The organism is Frigoribacterium sp. PhB160, assembly GCF_003751785.1.
Taxonomy (GTDB): domain Bacteria; phylum Actinomycetota; class Actinomycetes; order Actinomycetales; family Microbacteriaceae; genus Frigoribacterium.
In genome coordinates, this window is the sequence record NZ_RKIE01000001.1 from 1,133,088 (window position 1) to 1,152,811 (window position 19,724).

Annotated in this window: 16 protein-coding genes and 1 other RNA gene; 10 read left to right on the forward strand and 7 right to left on the reverse strand. The window is 73.0% G+C overall.

Translation table 11 applies throughout. The features are described from left to right. Positions 1 to 149 precede the first annotated feature (149 nt). The 3 genes from smpB to EDF38_RS05350 all read left to right on the forward strand — a co-directional run bounded on the left by smpB (position 150) and on the right by EDF38_RS05350 (position 2,747). Entirely contained in the window at positions 150 to 626 is a 477-nt protein-coding gene (gene smpB, locus EDF38_RS05340; RefSeq protein WP_123354305.1) for an SsrA-binding protein SmpB, read from the forward strand. Positions 627 to 750: 124 nt separating this feature from the next. Then, positions 751 to 1,128, forward strand: a transfer-messenger RNA (tmRNA) gene (ssrA, locus tag EDF38_RS05345). Between the two features lie 113 nt (positions 1,129 to 1,241). Further along, positions 1,242 to 2,747, forward strand: coding sequence for an MFS transporter (locus tag EDF38_RS05350; RefSeq protein WP_123354306.1), 1,506 nt, complete (start codon positions 1,242 to 1,244; stop codon positions 2,745 to 2,747). Between the two features lie 53 nt (positions 2,748 to 2,800). On the opposite strand, the gene EDF38_RS15840 is transcribed toward EDF38_RS05350, so the two are convergent. The 4 genes from EDF38_RS15840 to aroA all read right to left on the reverse strand — a co-directional run bounded on the left by EDF38_RS15840 (position 2,801) and on the right by aroA (position 6,646). After that, complete coding sequence (locus tag EDF38_RS15840; protein ID WP_158613317.1) at positions 2,801 to 2,953, reverse strand: hypothetical protein; 153 nt, start codon at positions 2,951 to 2,953, stop codon at positions 2,801 to 2,803. 212 nt (positions 2,954 to 3,165) lie between these two features. Beyond that, on the reverse strand, positions 3,166 to 3,951 hold the full coding sequence (locus tag EDF38_RS05355; protein WP_233572350.1) for an inositol monophosphatase family protein: 786 nt from the start codon (positions 3,949 to 3,951) through the stop codon (positions 3,166 to 3,168). A gap of 144 nt (positions 3,952 to 4,095) precedes the next feature. Beyond that, complete coding sequence (gene rsgA / locus EDF38_RS05360; protein WP_123354308.1) at positions 4,096 to 5,223, reverse strand: ribosome small subunit-dependent GTPase A; 1,128 nt, start codon at positions 5,221 to 5,223, stop codon at positions 4,096 to 4,098. 7 nt (positions 5,224 to 5,230) lie between these two features. Beyond that, positions 5,231 to 6,646, reverse strand: coding sequence for a 3-phosphoshikimate 1-carboxyvinyltransferase (gene aroA, locus EDF38_RS05365; RefSeq protein ID WP_123354309.1), 1,416 nt, complete (start codon positions 6,644 to 6,646; stop codon positions 5,231 to 5,233). A gap of 108 nt (positions 6,647 to 6,754) precedes the next feature. Between aroA and EDF38_RS05370 the strand changes: the two genes are divergently transcribed. The 3 genes from EDF38_RS05370 to EDF38_RS05380 all read left to right on the forward strand — a co-directional run bounded on the left by EDF38_RS05370 (position 6,755) and on the right by EDF38_RS05380 (position 8,224). Next, positions 6,755 to 7,474, forward strand: coding sequence for a sigma-70 family RNA polymerase sigma factor (locus tag EDF38_RS05370; protein ID WP_123354310.1), 720 nt, complete (start codon positions 6,755 to 6,757; stop codon positions 7,472 to 7,474). Beyond that, a complete protein-coding gene (locus EDF38_RS05375; RefSeq protein ID WP_123354311.1) occupies positions 7,471 to 7,716 on the forward strand; it encodes a zf-HC2 domain-containing protein in 246 nt (81 codons plus the stop codon). Before EDF38_RS05370 ends, EDF38_RS05375 begins: the two co-directional genes overlap by 4 nt. A gap of 67 nt (positions 7,717 to 7,783) precedes the next feature. Beyond that, positions 7,784 to 8,224, forward strand: a complete 441-nt coding sequence (locus EDF38_RS05380; protein ID WP_123354312.1) for a GNAT family N-acetyltransferase — start codon at positions 7,784 to 7,786, stop codon at positions 8,222 to 8,224. 92 nt (positions 8,225 to 8,316) lie between these two features. On the opposite strand, the gene EDF38_RS05385 is transcribed toward EDF38_RS05380, so the two are convergent. Then, positions 8,317 to 12,153 (reverse strand): multifunctional oxoglutarate decarboxylase/oxoglutarate dehydrogenase thiamine pyrophosphate-binding subunit/dihydrolipoyllysine-residue succinyltransferase subunit, encoded by a 3,837-nt coding sequence (locus tag EDF38_RS05385; RefSeq protein ID WP_123354313.1) that lies wholly within the window; start codon positions 12,151 to 12,153, stop codon positions 8,317 to 8,319. A 123-nt stretch (positions 12,154 to 12,276) separates the two neighbouring features. Between EDF38_RS05385 and EDF38_RS05390 the strand changes: the two genes are divergently transcribed. The 3 genes from EDF38_RS05390 to EDF38_RS05400 all read left to right on the forward strand — a co-directional run bounded on the left by EDF38_RS05390 (position 12,277) and on the right by EDF38_RS05400 (position 16,390). After that, the gene (locus EDF38_RS05390; protein ID WP_123354314.1) at positions 12,277 to 13,716 is read left to right on the forward strand and encodes a GuaB1 family IMP dehydrogenase-related protein; all 1,440 of its coding nucleotides are present in this window, start codon (positions 12,277 to 12,279) and stop codon (positions 13,714 to 13,716) included. A 152-nt stretch (positions 13,717 to 13,868) separates the two neighbouring features. Beyond that, positions 13,869 to 15,356 (forward strand): hemolysin family protein, encoded by a 1,488-nt coding sequence (locus EDF38_RS05395; RefSeq protein ID WP_123354315.1) that lies wholly within the window; start codon positions 13,869 to 13,871, stop codon positions 15,354 to 15,356. Further along, positions 15,353 to 16,390, forward strand: a complete 1,038-nt coding sequence (locus tag EDF38_RS05400; RefSeq protein ID WP_123354316.1) for a hemolysin family protein — start codon at positions 15,353 to 15,355, stop codon at positions 16,388 to 16,390. The genes EDF38_RS05395 and EDF38_RS05400 overlap by 4 nt, the downstream gene beginning before the upstream one ends. 84 nt (positions 16,391 to 16,474) lie before the next feature. On the opposite strand, the gene EDF38_RS05405 is transcribed toward EDF38_RS05400, so the two are convergent. Beyond that, positions 16,475 to 17,536 (reverse strand): NADH:flavin oxidoreductase/NADH oxidase, encoded by a 1,062-nt coding sequence (locus EDF38_RS05405; protein WP_233572351.1) that lies wholly within the window; start codon positions 17,534 to 17,536, stop codon positions 16,475 to 16,477. A gap of 230 nt (positions 17,537 to 17,766) precedes the next feature. Here EDF38_RS05405 and EDF38_RS05410 point away from each other — a divergent pair, with 230 nt between their 5' ends. Next, a complete protein-coding gene (locus EDF38_RS05410; protein WP_123354318.1) occupies positions 17,767 to 18,621 on the forward strand; it encodes an ADP/ATP-dependent (S)-NAD(P)H-hydrate dehydratase in 855 nt (284 codons plus the stop codon). Here the strand turns inward: EDF38_RS05410 and EDF38_RS05415 are convergent. Further along, positions 18,618 to 19,310, reverse strand: coding sequence for a YceI family protein (locus EDF38_RS05415; protein ID WP_123354319.1), 693 nt, complete (start codon positions 19,308 to 19,310; stop codon positions 18,618 to 18,620). The genes EDF38_RS05410 and EDF38_RS05415 overlap by 4 nt on opposite strands. Positions 19,311 to 19,724 lie beyond the last annotated feature (414 nt).

A 19,724-nucleotide genomic window follows, 5' to 3' on the forward strand; every position in this document is an offset into this window, starting at 1 on the left:
CCGGGCGACACCGTCGAGGAGGCGCGGGCAGCGCGCGTCGCGCACCGCGCCTCCCCGGCAGGGTCGCCTCGCCGCGCGGCGGCGCTGTATGCTGAGAGGCTGCCCGCTCGGGCAGCGCATCCACACACCAGGACGACCGGGAGGCACGCGTGGCCAAGGAACGCGGTGAGAAGGTCGTGGCCACCAATCGTCGGGCGCGCCACGACTACACGATCGAGGACACCTACGAGGCGGGCCTCGTGCTGAGCGGCACCGAGGTGAAGTCGCTGCGGCAGGGCCGGGCGTCGCTCGTCGACGGCTACGCCTTCGTCGAGGCGGGGGAGGCATGGCTCGACGCCGTGCACATCCCCGAGTACACCGAGGGCACGTGGAACAACCACGCGCCCCGCCGCAAGCGCAAGCTGCTGCTGCACAAGCAGGAGATCACGAAGATCGGCCAGAAGACGTCCCAGGGCGGCTTCACGATCGTGCCGCTCAAGATCTACTTCACCGACGGCCGGGCCAAGGTCGAGATCGCGGTCGCCAAGGGCAAGCGCGAGTACGACAAGCGCCAGACGCTGCGCGAGCGCACCGCCACGCGCGAGGCCGAGGCCGCCATGTCGGCCCGCAAGCACCTCGGCGAGTGACCGCCGCCGGGGCTGGCCCCGGAGGCCGCCCGCGGTGGACGCCCGTCGCCGTCGGCGCTAGACTGGGAGACCGTGCTGCGAGGCACGGTTGGCAACTCAACAGAGTGTGACATCGGCCCCTCACGGGGATGATCGGTTTCGACATCGCCTGTGTGCGAACGAGAAGCGGGCCGAGGATCCAGGGTTATCTCGTAAACGATCTCTGGAAAACAATAAGTGCCAATAACAAGCGCACTGACTTCGCTCTCGCTGCGTAAGCAGTAGAGCCACATGGAGTCCGTCAGTCTGGTGACCGCCTTCTAACCAGAGCCTGACGTCATCTAGAGGGCTCGCTGCGTGACTACGCCTGAGGGTCACGTGGGACTTGCACTCGGGCTGGGCCCGTCGACCTAGGAGCCAGTAGCGAAGGTCGGGGCCGAGCAGAACGTCTGATCTGGCTACGCCCGTAGAATGCGTGCAATCTCAGCGATGGACGGGGGTTCAATTCCCCCCATCTCCACCACCGGTCGATGTCACACTCCGCGCCACGACGAACGCCCCCGGTCACCGACCGGGGGCGTTCGTCGTCCCGCCCTCGCTGCACGTCGCGCAACGGGTGTATGACGGAAGCATCCCATGACGACGACATCAGACGACTCCGCCGCCCCCGCCACCGGTCCCACCCCGTCGACCGCCGAGACCGACCGCCAGAAGTGGCGGGCCTTCGGCGTCTGCGTCGCGGTCGCCGCCCTCACCATCCTCGACCTGTCGAAGGTCAACGTCGGCCTGCCGAGCATCGAGGCGTCCCTCGGGGCGGGCCCGACGGCCCTGCAGCTCATCGTCGCGGGCTACGCGCTCGCGTTCGGCCTGTCGCTCGTGCCCTCCGGCCGTCTCGGCGACCTCAAGTCGCGCCGCCTCATGTTCGTCGTCGGCCTCAGCGCCTTCACCGTCGCCAGCGTGCTCTGCGCTCTCGCGCCGACCATCGAGCTGCTCGTCGCCGCGCGCATCCTGCAGGGGGTGGCGGCGGGCATCCAGATGCCGCAGGTGCTGGGGCTCGTCCAGCAGCTCTTCCAGGGCAAGGAGCGCGGACGGGCGTTCGGGCTCTTCGGCGCCGTCATCGGCGTCTCGACGGCGTTCGGGCCGACCCTGGGCGGCCTGCTCATCGCCGCCGGCGGCCCGACCGACGGCTGGCGGCTGCTGTTCTGGATGAACGTCCCGCTCGGCGTCCTCGCCATCGTGTTCGCGCTCCGACTGCTGCCGAGGGCGACGACCGCGCCCAGCGGTCACAACGAGCTCGACCTCGTGGGCATCCTGCTGCTCGGGCTGACCATCCTCACGCTGATGCTGCCCTTCGTGCTGACGACGGGGCAGGGCGACGACCCGCTGCGCTGGCTGTTCCTGCTCGGCTTCGTCGGCTTCGGGGCCGCCTTCATCTGGTGGGAGCAGCGCTACAAGGCCCGCGGCAAGTCGCCGGTCGTGCACTTCTCGCTCTTCTCCCTGGCGTCGTACCGGAACGGCACCCTCATCGCGACGGTGTACTTCTGCGCCCTGCCCGCGACCTTCCTGCTGACGACCCTCTACCTGCAGCAGGGGCTCGGCCTCGAGCCCGTGTTCGCCGGCATGGTGACGATCCCGTTCGCCCTCACGTCGGCCGTCGCGGCCTTCTCCGGCGGACGCCTGGTCGAGCGCTACGGCCGCAGCCTGGTCGTGCTCGGGCTCGCCCTCGTCGCGGGCGGCTTCGTGCTGCTGCTGCTCGCCGCGACCCTCACGCCGCAGGAGGTGACGCCCTACGCGATGGGCGTCGGCATGCTCGTGGCGGGGGCCGGAGGCGGCTTCGTCATCTCGCCGAACCAGACCCTGACCCTGGCGGAGGTGCCGGTCGAGATGGGCGGCGTGGCCGGCTCGATGGGACAGGTCGGCCAGCGGGCCGGGACGGCGATCGGCACGGCAGCGGCGGTGTCGACCTTCTACTCGGTCATCGCCGGGGCGGGCTCCGACGCCTCGATCGACGTCTACCACGCGGCCTACCGCAGCGGGTTCCTCGTGACCATCGCCCTGGTGGCGGCGGCGCTCGTGCTGGCCCTGCTCGACCTGCGGGCGCGCAGGCAGGGGCGGGTGGGGGAGGCGGCCAGCGCCTCCTGAGATCCGCGGCACCTCCGCGCGCGAGGGCCGCGGCCGGAGCCTGGCCCGCCGCGTCAGGCGGCGGCGGGGGACTGCGCCGCCGCGGCGACGAGCCACGCGGTGATGTCGACGTGGAGCGTGGGCGGCAGGTCGACGGCGGCCGGGTCGACCCGGCTCGAGGCGACGGTGGCGGCGGCGACGACGGTGGCGGCGGTGACGACGGGCATGGGGGCTCCTTCTCGGTGCTGACGTTGACGGAGCCGCGGCCCGCCGGGCGGCGGGCCGCGAGGCTCCTGGTCAGCCGACCCGCCCTGCGGCGGTGCCCCGTGCGGGGCTCGGCGACGACCTGGGGCCAGTCAAGCCGACGCGGTGTTTCGTCGACATCACCCGCACGGCTCGGTCTGGCGACGCCTCCCTCGGTCGCAGGGATGACATCTGCTCAGCTGCGGGTGCCGTCGCCCGGGGTGGACGAGGGCGCCGCGACGACCCCGAGCACCGCGTCGTGGAGCAGCCCGTTCGTGGCGAGGGCGCTGCCGTGCCACGGGCCGTCGTCGCCGTCGGCGCTCGTGAATCGCCCGCCGGCCTCCTGCACGACCGGGATCACCGCGGCCATGTCGTACGGCTGCAGGTCGAACTCGCCCGCCATGTCGACGGCGCCCTCGGCCACGAGCATGTACGACCAGAAGTCGCCGTAGGCCCGGGTCCGCCAGACCTGCCGCGTGAGGTCGAGCAGCTGGTCGAGCCGCCCGGCCGACATCCAGTAGTCGAGGCCGTTGTAGCTGATCGAGGCGTCGGCGAGGTCGCGGACGCCGCTCACGCGCAGGGGGCCGTCGTGCTCGCTCGAGAAGGCCCCGCCGCCGGTCGTCGCCCACCACCGGCGGCCGAGGGCCGGGGCGCTGACGACGCCCAGCACGGGCACGCCGTCGACGACGAGCGAGATGAGCGTCGCCCAGACCGGCACGCCGCGGAGGAAGTTCGCCGTGCCGTCGATCGGGTCGACGATCCACTGGCGGTGCGAGGCGCCGTCGTCGCCGTACTCCTCGCCGTAGAAGCTGTCGCCCGGCCGGTGCTGCTCGATCCCCGACCGGATCGCCCGCTCGACCGCTCGGTCGGCGTCGGTGACGTGGGTGCGGTCGGGCTTCAGCGACACGTGCAGGTCGGCCGAGCGGTACCGCTCCGTGCTGATCGCGTCGGCCGCGTCGGCGAGCTCGAGCGCCAGCCGCAGGTCGTCGGCCCAGGCCGCTCCGTCGGGCTCCGCGGCGACGGCCGGGGCGGGGGCGGACGAGGAGGCGCGGGTCGGGTCGGTCACCTCGCCAGCGTACCGAGGGCGACCGGCCGGCACCGCGCCTCCCCGGCGGTCCGCCCTCTGCTAGGGCTGCTCGTCGCCCCGGCCGTCGTCGTCGAGCGCGGCCTGGTCGCGACCGCTGACGCCGCCCTTGGAGGCGAGCAGCGTCTGCAGCGACCGCAGGCGCTCGCGTCCGACGTCGCCGAGCTCGCCGGCCTCGACGCGGTCGACGATCTCCCAGTCGTGGGCCTCGGCGAGCGGGATCTCACCGGGCACCGGGTCGACCGCGGGCAGGGCGTGCCGCGCGAACGACCGCAGGATGTTCTCGGGGTCGACGTGGCCGAGCCCGAACGAGCGGACCCCGGGGGTGTCGACGATCCAGCCGCCGCTCGGCACGGCGAACGAGACCGTCGACGACGACGTGTGGCGACCGCGCCCGGTGACCGCGTTGACGACGCCGACCTCGCGGGTCGCGCCGGTGAGCGCGTTGACGAGCGTCGACTTGCCCACGCCGGAGTGCCCGACCGTCACGGTCACGTGGCCGTCGAGCAGCCCGCGCAGCTCGTCGAGCACGGGGGAGGGGGCGCCGTCGGCGTCGGGGTCGAACGACGTCGAGGTCGTCGTCACGATGCGGAGGTCGAGGGGGGCGAAGTGCGCCGCGAAGGGCGCGGGGTCGGCGAGGTCGGTCTTCGTGATGCAGAGGATCGGCTCGACGCCGGCGTCGAAGGCCGCGACCATGTAGCGGTCGACGAGCCGGGGGCGCGGCTCCGGGTCGGCCGCGGCGACGACGATGAGCATCTGGTCGGCGTTCGCGACGATCACGCGCTCGACGGCGTCGCTGTCGTCGGCGCTGCGCCGGAGCAGGGTGGTGCGCTCCTGCACGCGGACGATCCGCGCGAGCGAGCCCTCGGCGCCGCTCGTGTCGCCCACGACGTCGACTCGGTCGCCCGTCACGACGCTCTTCTTGCCGAGCTCACGGGCGCGCGCCGTCGTGATCTCGCGCTCGTCGGCGGTGCCGACGTCCATCAGCACGCCGTAGCGGCCGCGGTCGACGGTCCAGACGACGCCCGTCTCGGCGTTCTCGTACGCCGGGCGCTGCTTCGTGCGGGGCCGGTTGGCCTTGGGGTTCGGGCGCACCCGCACCGAGCTCTCGTCGTACTGCGACCACTCGCCGTCGTCGTCGGGCTCGTCGCCGTCGCTCCACCAGCTCATCGCGGGCCTACAGGAAGCCGAGCAGGTCGATGTCGGCGGGGCGCTGCGACACCCGTCGGCCGAGCAGGTCGTCCCACAGCTCGACGAACTGGGGCAGGGTCTTCGCGGTGACGCCCACGTCGTCGACCTCGACGCCGTCGACCGCGAGGCCGATGATCGCCGCGGCCGTCGCCATGCGGTGGTCCTCGAAGGAGCGCCACTGGCCGGCGTGCAGGGGCGACGGCTCGAGGTGGAGGCCGTCGGGCAGCTCGGTCACCCGTCCGCCCAGGGCGTTGATCTCGGAGGCGAGAGCGGCGAGGCGGTCGGTCTCGTGGCCGCGCAGGTGGCCGATGCCCGAGATCGTGCTGGGCCCCGACGCCAGCGCCGCCAGGGCCACGAGGGCCGGTGCCAGCTCGCCGCCGCGCGAGAGGTCGACGTCGACGCCGGGCAGCGCGCCCCCGCCGACGAGGCCCACGCCGCCGTCGACCGTCAGCACGTCGCCGTCGAGGGAGACCGTGGCGCCCCAGAGCGGCAGCAGCTCGATCAGGTCGGCGCCCACCTGCGTGGTCTCGGCGGGCCAGTGCGCGATCGAGACGGTGCCGCCCGCGACCAGCGCCGCGACGAGGAAGGGCGCGGCGTTCGACAGGTCGGGCTCGATGACGACGTCGCGCCCGGCGATCGGCGTCGGCGGGACCTCCCAGACGCCGGGACGAGGCGACGTGACGGCGACGCCGCGCTGCGCGAGCGCGTCGATCGTCATCTCGACGTGCGGCATGCTCGGCAGCGACTCGCCCGTGTGGGTGAGCGTCAGGCCTCGCGAGAAGCGGGGCGCGGACAGCAGCAGGCCCGACACGAACTGGGACGAGGCGGAGGCGTCGATCTCGACCGCGCCTCCCTCGACCTCGCCCGTGCCGTGCAGGCTGAACGGCAGCGCGCGACGGCCGTCGTCGGAGACGTCGACGCCGAGGGCGCGGAGCGAGTCGACGGTCGTCGCCATCGGGCGGCGGCGGGCCGACTCGTCGCCGTCGAAGGTGACCGGGCCGAGGGCGAGCGCCGCGACCGGCGGCAGGAAGCGCATGACCGTGCCGGCGAGGCCGCAGTCGACGGACGCGCCGCCCTGCAGCTCGCCCGGCGTGATCTCGAGGTCGGGGCCGAACGGCTCGCCCGACTCGACCTCGTCGATCGTCGTGCCGAGCGCGCGCAGCGCCTGCGTCATGAGCGCGGTGTCGCGCGAGTGCAGGGGCGCCCGGAGCCGCGAGGGCCCGGAGGCGAGCGCCGAGAGGACGAGCTCGCGGTTCGTCAGCGACTTCGAGCCGGGCAGCGACAGGGAGGCGCGGAGCGGCCCGGAGGCCCGGGGCGCGACCCAGCCCCCCGCGTCGCCCTCGGGCACGTGGCCGTCGTCGTAGGGGGAGAACTCGGGCCCGGAATACCTGTACACCTGCATCGGTTCACCAGGGTAATGCAGCGACCACCTGGAGGACGCGTGCCCACAGCACTTGCACCGAGACCCGACCTGGGGCACATCACGGTCGCCGAACTAGAATCGGCCGTGATGAGCACCCCCGAGGGCGACGAGCCCACCCCCGCGACGCCCGACGCCGCCAGCGCGAGCGACGCCGTCGGCGACACCGACGCCGTCGACACGACCGACGTCGTCGACGCGACCGACCCCGTCGACGAGCCCGACCTGCGCGACCTCTTCGAGGAGCAGGCGATGCCGTTCATGGACCAGCTCTATGCCGCCGCCATGCGCATGACCCGCAACCCGGCCGACGCGTCCGACCTCGTGCAGGAGACGTTCGTCAAGGCGTTCGCCGCCTTCCGGCAGTTCCAGCAGGGCACGAACCTCAAGGCCTGGCTCTACCGGATCCAGACGAACACCTTCATCAACACGTACCGCAAGAAGCAGCGCGACCCCTACCAGGGCACGCTCGACGAGCTGGAGGACTGGCAGCTGGGCGGCGCCGAGTCGGCGACCCGCGCCTCCGGCTCGACGCGCTCGGCCGAGGCCGAGGCGATCGACCACCTGCCCGACAGCGCCGTGAAGGACGCCCTGCAGAAGGTCCCCGAAGACTTCCGCATGGCCGTCTACTTCGCCGACGTCGAGGGCTTCTCCTACCAGGAGATCGCCGACATCATGAAGACCCCCGTGGGCACGGTCATGAGCCGCCTGCACCGGGGTCGCCGCCTCCTCCGCGAACTCCTCGCCGACTACGCCCGAGACCGCGGCATCGCGGTGCCGGTCGGCACGACCCCGAAGGGCAAGAGATGACCACCGACAGCGCATGCGAGAAGGCCAAGGCCGAGCTCGAGGAGTTCCTGCACGACGAGCTCTGCCGCGAGGACGCGGCCGACATCCGCGCCCACATGGCGACCTGCGCCGACTGCTCCGGCGAGCACGCCGTCGGCCGCGTGCTGACCGACGCCGTCAAGCGCGCCTGCAACGAGACCGCGCCAGAAGACCTGCGCTCGACCGTGCTCGCGCGGCTGCGCGACCTCCAGGCCTCGCACTAGCCCCCACGCGGAGGCGCGGGTCGTCACGAGCGGGCCTCGCGCCTCCCTCCTGCGCTAGCGTCGTCGCATGACCGCCACGGTGGAGGTGCTCGGCACCCCGACGCCCGACGACCTCGACGACCTCGTCCGACTCATCAGCCTCCTCGGGCACACGCTCGACGCCGAGGTGCTCTCCGCCCGGCTCTCCCGGCTCACCGCCGAGGCCGGCCACCAGACCTGGGTCGTCCGCGACGAGGCCGGCCGTGTCGGTGCCGTCGCCGGAGCCCACGTCGTGTGGGCGTACAACGACGACGCGCCGACGGCGCAGCTGCTGCTGCTCGTCGTCGGCGAGGAGCTGCGCCGCGACGGCGTCGGCTCGTACCTGCTCGGCCACTTCGAGCAGTGGGGCCGGGCGCAGGGTGCCCGCGTGCTCAACGCCGTCTCGGCGGCGGCGACCGACTCGGCGCACCGCTTCTACCGCAAGCGCGGGTACCACGAGGCGGGCGTCCGCTACTCCAAGCTCGTCTGACTCCTGACTCCTGACTCCTGACGCCGGACGACGAGGGCCCGGGACCGCCGCAGCGGTCCCGGGCCCTCGTCGTCGCGGGCGGGCGGCGCCGACTAGAGGTCGAGGGCCCCCGAGATCAGCTCGGCCTGCTGCGCCGCGCTCGCCTTCGTCGAGCCGGCTGCGGGGGAGGCCGACGCCGGACGCGACGAGACCGTGATCGGCCGGTCGAGGTGCTTCTGCAGCTCGAGGACGACGAACGGCCAGGCGCCCTGGTTCTCCGGCTCCTCCTGGGCCCAGACCAGCTCGGCGTGCGGGTAGCGCGACAGCACCTCGCGGATGCGCTCGAGCGGCAGCGGGTAGAGCTGCTCGAGCCGCACCAAGGCGATCTCGTCGCCCACGCCGCGCTTCTCGAGCTCGGCCTGCAGGTCGTAGTGGATCTTGCCCGAGTGCAGCACGATGCGCTTCGTCGCCGACGGGTCGGTGACCCGCGTGCAGTCGAGCACCGGCTCGAAGCGGCCCGAGGTGAAGGCGTCGACGCCGCTCGTCGCGCCGCGGAGGCGCAGCATCGCCTTCGGCGTGAAGACGACCAGCGGCCGGCGCGGCCGGGCGTAGGCCTGGCGACGCAGCAGGTGGAAGTACGACGCCGGGGTCGACGGGCGCGCGATCGTCATGTTGTCCTCCGCGCACAGCTGGAGGAAGCGCTCCATGCGAGCCGACGAGTGGTCGGGGCCCTGGCCCTCGTAGCCGTGCGGCAGGAGGAGGACGACGCTCGAGCGCTGGCCCCACTTCTGCTCGGCGCTCGAGATGAACTCGTCGATGACCGTCTGGGCGCCGTTCGCGAAGTCGCCGAACTGCGCCTCCCAGAGGACGAGGGCGTCGGCGCGCTCGACCGAGTAGCCGTACTCGAACGCCATCGCCGCGTACTCGCTGAGGAGCGAGTCGTAGATCCAGAGCATCGCCTGGTCGTCGGTGATGTTCTGGAGCGGCAGCCACTCCTGCCCGTTCTCGCGGTCGTGCAGCACCGAGTGCCGCTGCACGAATGTGCCGCGGCGGCTGTCCTGGCCCGCGAGGCGGACCGGCGTGCCCTCGGTCAGGACCGAGCCCATCGCGAGCAGCTCGCCGAAGGCCCAGTCGATGCCGCCGTTCCGGCTCATGTCGACGCGCTTCTTCAGCAGCTGCGAGAGCTTCGGGTGCACCGAGAAGCCCTCGGGCGGGTTGTCGTGGGCGTCGCCGATGGCATGGATCAGCTCGAGCGGCACCCCGGTCGAGTCGGGCTCGCCCGAGGCGTCGTCGCGCTGCGAGACGGGTCGCTCGAGGTCGTCGACGTCGCCGGCGTCGCCGGTCACGATCGGCATCGAGCCGGTCTGCGCGGCGTGCGTCTCCGCGAACGCCCGCTCGAGGCGGTCCTGGAAGTCGCGGTGCGCCCCGTCGTACTCCTCCTGCGTGATGTCGCCACGGCCGACGAGCGCCTCGGTGTAGAGGGTGCGGACGCTGCGCTTGGCCTCGATGAGGTTGTACATCAGCGGCTGCGTCATCGACGGGTCGTCGCCCTCGTTGTGCCCGCGCCGGCGGTAGCAGACGAGGTCGACGACGACGTCGCGGTGGAACTCCTGGCGGTACGAGAACGCGAGCTCGGCGACGCGGGCGACGGCCTCGGGGTCGTCGCCGTTGACGTGGAAGACCGGGGCCTGGATCGTCTTCGCGACGTCGGTCGAGTAGACCGACGAGCGCGACTCGGTCGGCGGCGTCGTGAAGCCGACCTGGTTGTTGATGACGACGTGGATCGTGCCCCCGACCCGGTAGCCGCGCAGCTGCGACATCTGGAGCGTCTCGACGACGACCCCCTGGCCGGCCATGGCCGCGTCGCCGTGGACGAGGATCGGCAGCGTGCCGAAGACGCCCCTCGGGCCGCGGTCTTGCTTGGCGCGGACGATGCCCTCGAGCACGCCGTCGCCGGCCTCGAGGTGGGACGGGTTCGCCGCGATGTAGACCGGGATGGTCTCGCCGGAGGCGCTCGTGAACTCGCCCTCGGTGCCGAGGTGGTACTTGACGTCGCCCGAGCCCTGCACCGTCCGTGGGTCTTGGGTGCCCTCGAACTCGCGGAAGATCTGCCCGTAGGTCTTGCCGGCGATGTTCGTCAGCACGTTGAGGCGGCCCCGGTGGGCCATGCCGATCGCGACCTCCTCCAGGTCGGCGCGCGCCGCCTCCTGGATGACGGTGTCGAGGAGGGCGATGGCCGACTCGCCGCCCTCGAGGCTGAAGCGCTTCTGGCCGACGTACTTCGTCTGGAGGAAGGTCTCGAAGGCCTCGGCCTCGTTGAGCTTGCCGAGGATGCGCATCTGCTCGTCGTGCGACGGCTTCACGTAGGGCACCTCGACGTGCTGCTGCACCCAGGTGCGCTGCGCAGGATCTTGGATGTGCATGTACTCGACGCCGATCGTGCGGCAGTACGAGTCGCGGAGGATGCCGAGCACGTCGCGGAGGAGTGCCGACGTGCGACCGCCGAGGCCGCCCGTGACGAACTCGCGGTCGAGGTCCCAGAAAGTCAGCCCGTGGCTCTCGATCGCGAGGTCGGGGTGCGTGCGCTGGCGGTACTCGAGCGGGTCGATGTCGGCCATGAGGTGGCCGCGCACCCGGTAGCTGTTGATGAGCTCCTGCACGCGGGCGGTCTTGCCGACGCGCTCGGCGAGGTTGACGTTGATGTCGGGGTGCCAGTGGATCGGCTCGTACGGGATGCGGAGGGCCGCGAAGATGTCCTCGTAGAAGCCGCGCTGCCCCATCAGCAGCTCGGAGACCTTCTTGAGGAACTCGCCCGAGCCGGCGCCCTGGATGACGCGGTGGTCGTAGGTGCTCGTGAGGGTGATCGTCTTGCCGATGCCGAGCTCGACGAGCGTCTTCGCCGACGTGCCCTGGAACTCGGCGGGGTAGTCGAGGGCGCCGGCGCCGATGATCGAGCCGGCCCCGCGCATGAGGCGCGGCACGCTGTGCACGGTGCCGATGCCGCCCGGGTTCGTCAGCGAGATCGTGTTGCCCTGGAAGTCGGCGGCGCCGAGCTTGTTGTCGCGGGCGCGCTTCACCACGTCCTCGTAGGCCGACAGGAAGTCGGCGAAGGTCATCTCGTCGGCCTTCTTGATGCCGGGCACGAGGAGGGCGCGGGTGCCGTCGGGCTTCGGGATGTCGATCGCGAGCCCGAGGTTGACGTGCGCCGGCGTCACGACCGACGGCTTGCCGTCGACCTCGTCGTAGAAGACGTTCTGGCTGGGGAACTCCTTCAGCGCCTGGACCAGGGCCCAGCCGATGAGGTGCGTGAACGAGACCTTGCCGCCGCGGGCACGCTTCAGGTGGTTGTTGATGACGATGCGGTTGTCGATCATCAGCTTGGCCGGGACGCTGCGGACGCTCGTCGCGGTCGGGACGGTGAGGCTCGCGTCCATGTTCGTCGCGAGCGACTTCGCCATGCCGCGGAGGGGGGCGACAGTGGCCTCGGCCTCCGGGACGGGCTGCTCGCCGGCCGAGGGCTTCGCGGCCGGCTTCGCGGGCGACTCGGCGGGGATCGGCTTCGCCGAGGGCTCGACGGAGGTGGTGCGGGCGGCCTTCTTGCCGGCCGGGGCGGCGGGCGCGGGGGCCGGGGCGGCGGGCTCGTTCTCGCCGGGGGCGCCGACGACCTCGTCGGGGACCTGCGCCTGACCGCCCTCGGTCGACGCGCCTCCGGTGCTCGGGGCGGGCTCGGCGGCGTCGGACGTCGGCGCCGACGCGGAGGCCGGAGCGGGGGAGGAGCCAGCCTCGGCGCGGTCGGCGGGCACGTAGGCCTCGAGCACGGGCCACCACGACTCGTCGACGGAGTTCTTGTCGACCACCCACTGCTCGTAGAGCTCGTCGACCAGCCACTCGTTGGCGCCGAACCCCGCCGTCGCGCCCTCGTCCGTCGTACCCGTCACGTGGCTCGTCACAGCCGATCGCCCACTCTCCGTTGATTGTTGATCAGTCCGTGGGCGGCGACGCCCACGAGGCCCCAGCTTAATCGCACCCGGACGACCTCGGCTGGTCGACTCTCAGGGATTACCGTAGGTCGCATGAGGTTCTACGAGACGACGCCGACCCACGACCTGACGTACTCCGACGTGTTCCTCGTCCCGAGCCGGTCGTCGGTGGCGAGCCGCCTCGACGTCTCGCTGGTCCCGGGCGACGGCACGGGCGCGACGATCCCCATCGTCTCGGCGAACATGAACTCGGTCACCGGCCCGCGCCTCGCGGCGACGCTCGCCCGCCGCGGCGGCCTCGGGGTGCTGCCGCAGGACATGCCGCTGCAGCAGCTCGACGCGGCGATCCGCTGGGTGAAGGCGCAGCCGGTCGACTACGACACCCCGTACGCCCTCGACCCGGGCGAGACCGTCGCCGCGGCGCTCACCCGCGTGCCCGCCGTCGAGGGGCACGGCATCGTCCTGCACGACGCCGACGGTGGCTACCTCGGCTGCATCGCCGCGTCGCGGCTGGCCACCGCCCCGCGCGACGCCGTCCTCGGCGACCTGCTCCACGGGGCGCTCACCTCGCTCGACGCCGACGACGTCGAGAGCCCGCGGGCCGCGTTCGACCGGATGGTCGCGGCCGAGATCGACTTCGCGCCGGTGCTCCGCCACGGCCGGGTGATCGGCACCGTCAGCCGCAAGAGCGCGCTGCGCTCGACCCTGTACCAGCCCGCGGTCGACGGCGACGGACGCCTGCGCGTCGCGGCCGCGGTCGGCATCAACGGCGACGTGGCCGAGAAGGCCTCGGCCCTCGCGGCGGCGGGCGTCGACGTGCTCGTGCTCGACACCGCGCACGGCGACCAGGACGCCATGGTCCGGGCCGTCCGCACCGTGTCGGGCCTCGGCCTCGGCCTGCCCCTCGTCGCCGGCAACGTCGTGACCGAGGACGCCGTGCACCACCTCGTCGGCGCGGGCGCCACCATCGTCAAGGTCGGCGTCGGGCCGGGCGCCATGTGCACCACCCGCATGATGACGGCGGTCGGGCGCCCGCAGTTCTCCGCCGTGCTCGAGACGGCGGCCACCGCGCGGGCGCTCGGCGCGCACGTCTGGGCCGACGGCGGGGTGCGGTACCCCCGCGACGTCGCCCTCGCCCTCGCCGCCGGCGCGTCGTCGGTGATGATCGGCTCGTGGTTCGCCGGCACGATCGAGGCGCCCGGCGAGCTCGCGACCGACGAGGCGGGCGCCCTCTACAAGGAGAGCTGGGGCATGGCCTCGACGAAGGCCGTCGAGGGCCGCTTCGGCCGGCTCGACCCGTACGAGCTGGCCCGCAAGACCCTCTTCGCCGAGGGCATCTCGTCGTCGCGCATCTACCTCGACCCGTTGCGGCCGAGCGTCGAGGACCTGCTCGACATGATCACCTCGGGCGTCCGCAGCTCGTTCACCTACGCGGGGGCCCGCAGCCTCCCCGAGTTCGCCGAGCGCGCGCTCGTCGGCGTGCAGTCGGCCGCCGGGTACGAGGAGGGCAAGGCGCTGCCGGTCAGCTGGTAGCGCCGGAGGTGCGGGGAGCGCACCCGGGGCGGGCCGGCCGGTGTGGTGGGGCGCGCCTCCTGACGCTAAGATCGCTCGTCTATGGATGACCCTCCGTCTCAGACGTCCGCGCCCTCCGCCCCCCGCCTCCTCGAGCGGGGTGACCGCCCGCTGTGAACGAGTGGATCCTGCTCGGCATCGGCCTCGTGCTGACGATCGGCACCGGCCTCTTCGTCGCCAGCGAGTTCTCGTTGGTCAACCTCGACCGCAGCGACCTCGAGGCCCGTCAGTCGAAGGGCGAGAAGGGGCTCGCGCCGACGATCGGCGCGCTGCGCATCACGTCGACGCACCTCTCGAGCGCCCAGCTCGGCATCACGCTGACGACGCTGCTCACCGGCTACACCATGGAGCCCGCGATCTCGCGGCTGCTCGAGCCGCCGCTCACCGCGGTCGGCGTCCCCGAGCCGGTCGTGACCGTGGGCGCCCCGATCGTCTCGATCGTCGTCGCGACCCTGCTGTCGATGATCGTCGGCGAGCTCGTCCCGAAGAACTTCGCGCTCGCGCTGCCGCTCCGCACCGCCAAGCTCGTCATCCCGTTCCAGGTCGGCTTCACGACGGTGTTCAAGCCCGCCGTCGCGCTGCTCAACAACACGGCCAACGCGATCCTCCGTGGGATCGGCATCGAGCCGAAGGAGGAGCTCTCGGGCGCCCGCACGGCCGAGGAGCTCTCGTCGCTCGTCCGCCGGTCGGCCTTCGAGGGCAGCCTCGAGGGCGACACGGCCCTGTTGCTCGCCCGCACCCTGGCGTTCAGCGACCACACCGCCTCCGACGTCATGACGCCGCGCCCGCGGCTCTCGACCGTGGCCCGCACCGACTCGGCCGAGACCGTGCTGCAGCTCGCGCGCCGCACCGGGCTGTCGCGCTTCCCCGTGACCGACGACGGCATCGACGACGTCGTGGGCCTCGTGCACGTCAAGCAGGCCGTCTCGGTGCCGCGCGAGAAGCGGGCCGACGTGCCCGTCTCGGCGCTCCAGACCGACGCGGTGCGCGTGCCCGAGACGATGACCCTCGACAACCTGCTCGGCGAGGTGCGCGGCCGTGGGTACCAGATGGCCGTCGTCGTCGACGAGTACGGCGGCACCGCCGGCGTCGTCACCCTGGAGGACCTCATCGAGGAGCTCGTCGGGGAGGTCTCCGACGAGCACGACCGCAGTCGGGTCGACGTCGTGCGCTCGCGCAACTGGCTGACCTTCCCGGGCCTGCTCCGGCCCGACGAGCTGCTCGAGCGCGCGTCGGTCAAGGTGCCCGAGGAGGGCCCCTACGAGACCGTCGGCGGCTGGCTCATGAGCGAGCTCGGCCGCCTGCCGGTCGCGGGCGACGTCGTCGAGACCGAGGACGGCACGTTCCGCGTGGAGCGCCTCGACGGGCGCCGCATCGACCGCATCCGGTTCACCCCGACGCCCGACCCCGTGCCCGGCGAGGGCGACGGGGGAGCCGACGCCGAGGGTGCCCGGGGCGGGACGAGCGACGACGCGACGGACGCGACGGGGTCGACCCGCGCCTCCGGCGGGGCCTCGTCGCAGATCGCCGGGGCCCGCGCGGCCCGGGCACCGCGAGCCCCGCGCGGCGACCGCGCCCGCACGAAGGAGACGAGCCGATGAGCGACTGGCTGGGGATCGTCTGGCTCGTGCTGCTGCTCATGGGCAACGCGTTCTTCGTCGCGGCCGAGTTCGCCGTCATCTCGGCGCGCCGATCGCAGATCGAGCCGCGGGCCGAGGCCGGCAGCCGCGCCGCGAAGACGACCCTGTGGGCCATGGAGCACGCGACGATGATGCTCGCGACGACGCAGCTCGGCATCACCATCTGCTCGCTGCTGATCCTCAACGTGTCGGAGCCCTCGATCCACCACCTGCTCGAGGGGCCGCTCGGCCTCACCGGGCTGAGCGAGGAGCTCGTCAGCGTCGTCGGCTTCGTCATCACGCTCGTGCTCGTGTCGTTCCTGCACGTCGTGTTCGGCGAGATGGTGCCGAAGAACATCTCGTTCTCGCTGCCCGACCGCGCGGCGCTGCTGCTCGCCCCGCCGCTCGTGGCCGTGGCCCGCGTCTTCCACGTCGTGGTCGTCGCGCTGAACTGGTCGGCCAACGCCGTGCTGCGGGCGTTCGGCGTCGAGCCGAAGGACGAGGCGGCCAGCGCCTACACCGTCGACGAGGTCGCGACGATCGTGGCCCAGTCGCGGCGGGAGGGCACCCTCACCGACGCCAGCGGCACGGTGCAGGCGGCGTTCGAGTTCACCGAGAAGACGGTCGACGACGTCGCCGTGCCGATGAGCGGGCTCGTGACGCTGCCCGAGGACGCGACCCCGCACGACGTCGAGCGGGCCGTCGCCCAGCACGGCTTCTCGCGCTACGTGCTCGTCGACGACGGGGGCGACCCCACGGGGTACCTGCACCTCAAGGACGTCATCGACCTCGACGAGGACGAGTTCGGCGACCCGGTGCCGCCGAAGCGCATCCGCCAGCTGATCTCGATCTACCAGGGCACCGAGCTCGAGGACGCCCTCGCGACGATGCGCCGGAGCGGCGTGCACGTCGCCCGCTCGTTCGACGAGCGGGGCGCCACGCGGGGCGTGCTCTTCCTCGAGGACATCCTCGAGGAGCTGATCGGCGAGGTGCAGGACGCCACGAGGCGCGCGTAGGGCGAGCGTCGGGACGGTGCGACGGGGGACATCGGAGGCGCGGGCGGTCCTGCGGGACCGGGCCCGCGCCTCCGGCGCTCTCTCCTAGGCGGTGCGGAAGGGCGCGCGCTGGTACTGCGCCGGCACGTAGTCGAGCTCGACCCCGAGCTCGGCGGCCGCCCGCAGCGGGAAGTGCGGGTCGCGGAGGAACTCGCGCGCCATGAGCACGACGTCGGCGCGGCCCTCGGCCACGACCTCCTCGGCCTGGCGTGCCGAGACGATGAGGCCCACGGCGCCGGTGTCGACCTCGGCGGTCTCGCGGACGTGCTGGGCGAACGGCACCTGGTAGCCGAGGCCGACGGGGATGGTCACCCCGGCGACGAGCCCGCCGGTCGAGATGTCGAACAGGTCGGCGCCGGCGTCGCGAGACCACCCGGCGACGGTCGCGGTCTCGTGCTCGTCCCAGCCGCCCTCGGCCCAGTCGGTCGCCGAGAAGCGGACGAGCAGCGGCAGCTCGTCGCCGACCTCGGCCCGCACGGCGCGGACCACGTCGACGAGGAGGCGCGCGCGGTTCTCGAGGGAGCCGCCGTACTCGTCGGTGCGCTCGTTGCTGAGCGGCGAGAGGAACTGGTGCAGCAGGTAGCCGTGGGCGGCGTGCAGCTCGATCAGCCCGAAGCCGGCCTCGACCGAGCGGCGCGCGGCGGCGCGGAACGCCTCGACGACGCCGACGACGTCGTCGCGGCTCATCTCGCGGGGGACGGCGTAGCCCTCGAAGGCGACGGCGGACGGGGCGACGGTGGGCCAGCCTCCGTCGGCCTCGGGGACGGAGCCCTGCTCGTCGCTCCACGGGCGGAAGGTCGAGGCCTTGCGGCCGGCGTGGGCCAGCTGGACGCCGGGCACGGAGCCCTGGCTGCGGACGAACGCCGTCACGGGACGGAGGGCCTCGACCTGGGCGTCGTCCCAGAGCCCGAGGTCCTGCGGCGAGATGCGGCCCTCGGGCACGACGGCCGTGGCCTCGGCGATGACGGCGCCGGCGCCGCCCCGCGCGAGCGCGCCGAGGTGCACGAGGTGCCAGTCGGTGGCCACGCCGTCCTGCGCCTCGACCGAGTACTGGCACATCGGCGCGACCCAGAGGCGGTTGCGGAAGTCGGTGCCGCGGAGGGTGATCGGGTCGAAGAGGTGCGCGGTGGCGACGGCGCCGCCCTCGGGGGCGTCGTCGGGGGTGGCGGTGCTGGTGCTGGTGCTGAGGGTCACGGGTGGTGCGCCTTCCGGTCGGTCTCGGGGGACGGTGTGGTCTCCCTCGGGGCGAACGCGGAGGGCGGCCGGGATGTTCCGCCCTGCGTGGTCCTCGGCGTCGGCTGCGGCGAGGGCCGCGGCGCCGGTCTAGCGTCGGAGGGGTGACCGACAGCAGCCGCCCCCGCCCCGCCTCCGACGACTTCACGGACTGGACCGCGTCCGACGCCGCGGCGTGGATCGCCGTGCCCGCCGAGGACGACGACAAGTACAGCCGCGGCGTGCTCGGCGTCGTGACCGGCTCGTCGTCGTACCCGGGCGCCGCCGTGCTGGGCGTCGAGGCGGCCCTCCACACGGGCGTCGGCATGCTGCGCTACCTCGGGCCCACGCGCGCCGCCGACTTCGTGCTGCACCGGCGGCCGGAGGCCGTCACGAGCGCCGGGCGCGTGCAGGCCTGGCTGCTCGGCTCGGGCGTCGACCCCGATCACCTCGACGACGAGACCCGCGACGGCTTCGAGACGGCCGTGGCCTCGGGCCTCCCGCTCGTGCTGGACGCCGGTGCCCTCGGCCTCCGCGAGCGGGCGACGGGTCCGGTCGTGCTGACCCCGCACCTCCGCGAGCTGGCCCGGGCGACGGGCCGCTCGCTCGAGGAGGTCACGGCCGACCCGGCCGGCGCCGCCGTCCGCACCGCGGAGCGCTGGGGCTGCACCGTGCTCGTCAAGGGCCACCGGACGCTCGTCGCCGGGCCGGACGGCACGCGGCTCGCCGCCTCGTCGGCTCCGTCGTGGCTCGCCACCGCCGGGGCCGGCGACGCGCTCGGCGGCGTGCTCGGTGCCCTGGTCGCGACGCACTCGGAGGCGGCCCTGCACGAGGCCGGCACGCTGGCCCGCCTCGCGGCGACCGCCGCCGTCGTGCACGGCCTCGCCGCCGAGCGGGCGAGCGGCGGCGGGCCGCTCACCGTGCTCGGGCTGGTCGACGCGGTCCCGGCGACGATCGCCGGGCTGCTGCGCGGAGCCTAGGAGGCGGGGGTCGCGGCGACGAGGAACTCGACGCTGCCCTGGTCCTCGACCTGGACGAAGCCGAAGCTCGGGGCGTCGACGCCGTAGTCGGAGAACGTGATCGGGATCGAGCCGCTGACCTGCACGCCGTCGCCGGAGAGCGCCGCCTGGAGCTCGACGGTCACGCTCTGCGTGACGCCGTGCATCGTGAGGTCTCCCGTCGCCTCGACGGTCTCGACCTCGCCGTCCGCGGGGACGGCGGCGTCGATCGGGGAGGTGAGCTCGAAGGTCGCGGTCGGGTAGGTCGACGCCTCCATGGCGTCGTCCCTGAAGTACCCGTCGCGGTTCGCGCTGTCGGTGGCGATGCTGGCGACGTCGACGTCGATCGTGGCGGCCGAGATGGTCGACCCGTCGACCGTGATGGTGCCGGTGACCTGCTCGGTCGTGCCGACGACCGTGACGTCGGTGCCGTTCAGCACCTCGTCGACGCGGTACCCGGCGCTGCTGCCGTCGCCGATCGTCCAGTCGCCCGAGGCCTGGCTCGCGTCGACCGTGGTGGCGCCGGGCGTCACGGCGACGGTGGGGGCCGCCGCGGGCTCGCCCACCACGACGTCCCGGTAGAACGCCGGCCCGGCGACGGCGGCGGTCACGCCGAGCCCCACGACGACGGCGGCGCTCACGCCGAGGACGATGCCGGTCTTCTTCTTCATGCGGGTCTGTCTCCTGGGGTCGGCTCGGGTGGTGCTCGGGCTGGGTCGGCACGGGAGGCGGCGCCTCCCAGGATGATGACGCGTCACCCTAGGCGCGTCCTGGGAAGGTGCAGGCCCGGCACGGGAGCGTCGTCGTCGTGGCCCCGCCTCGGCCCCGTCACGGCGACACGAAGACGAGGTTCATTCATCTCGATTCGGTAACGACCGCCCCGGCTCCTGGTGCGGCCGGGGACGCGGCTATATGTTCCGAGAGCCAACAAATAGCCGACGCAGTCTCGTCGGCCTCGAGCACTACAGCGAAGTACAGCTCGATCTGGACCGGTTCGACGACGAACCAGGGCCACGTCCCTCCCCGCACCCGAGGGGAGGCGCGACCCCGTCGCCCGGGCAGATCCCATCGGAAGGATCCGCACC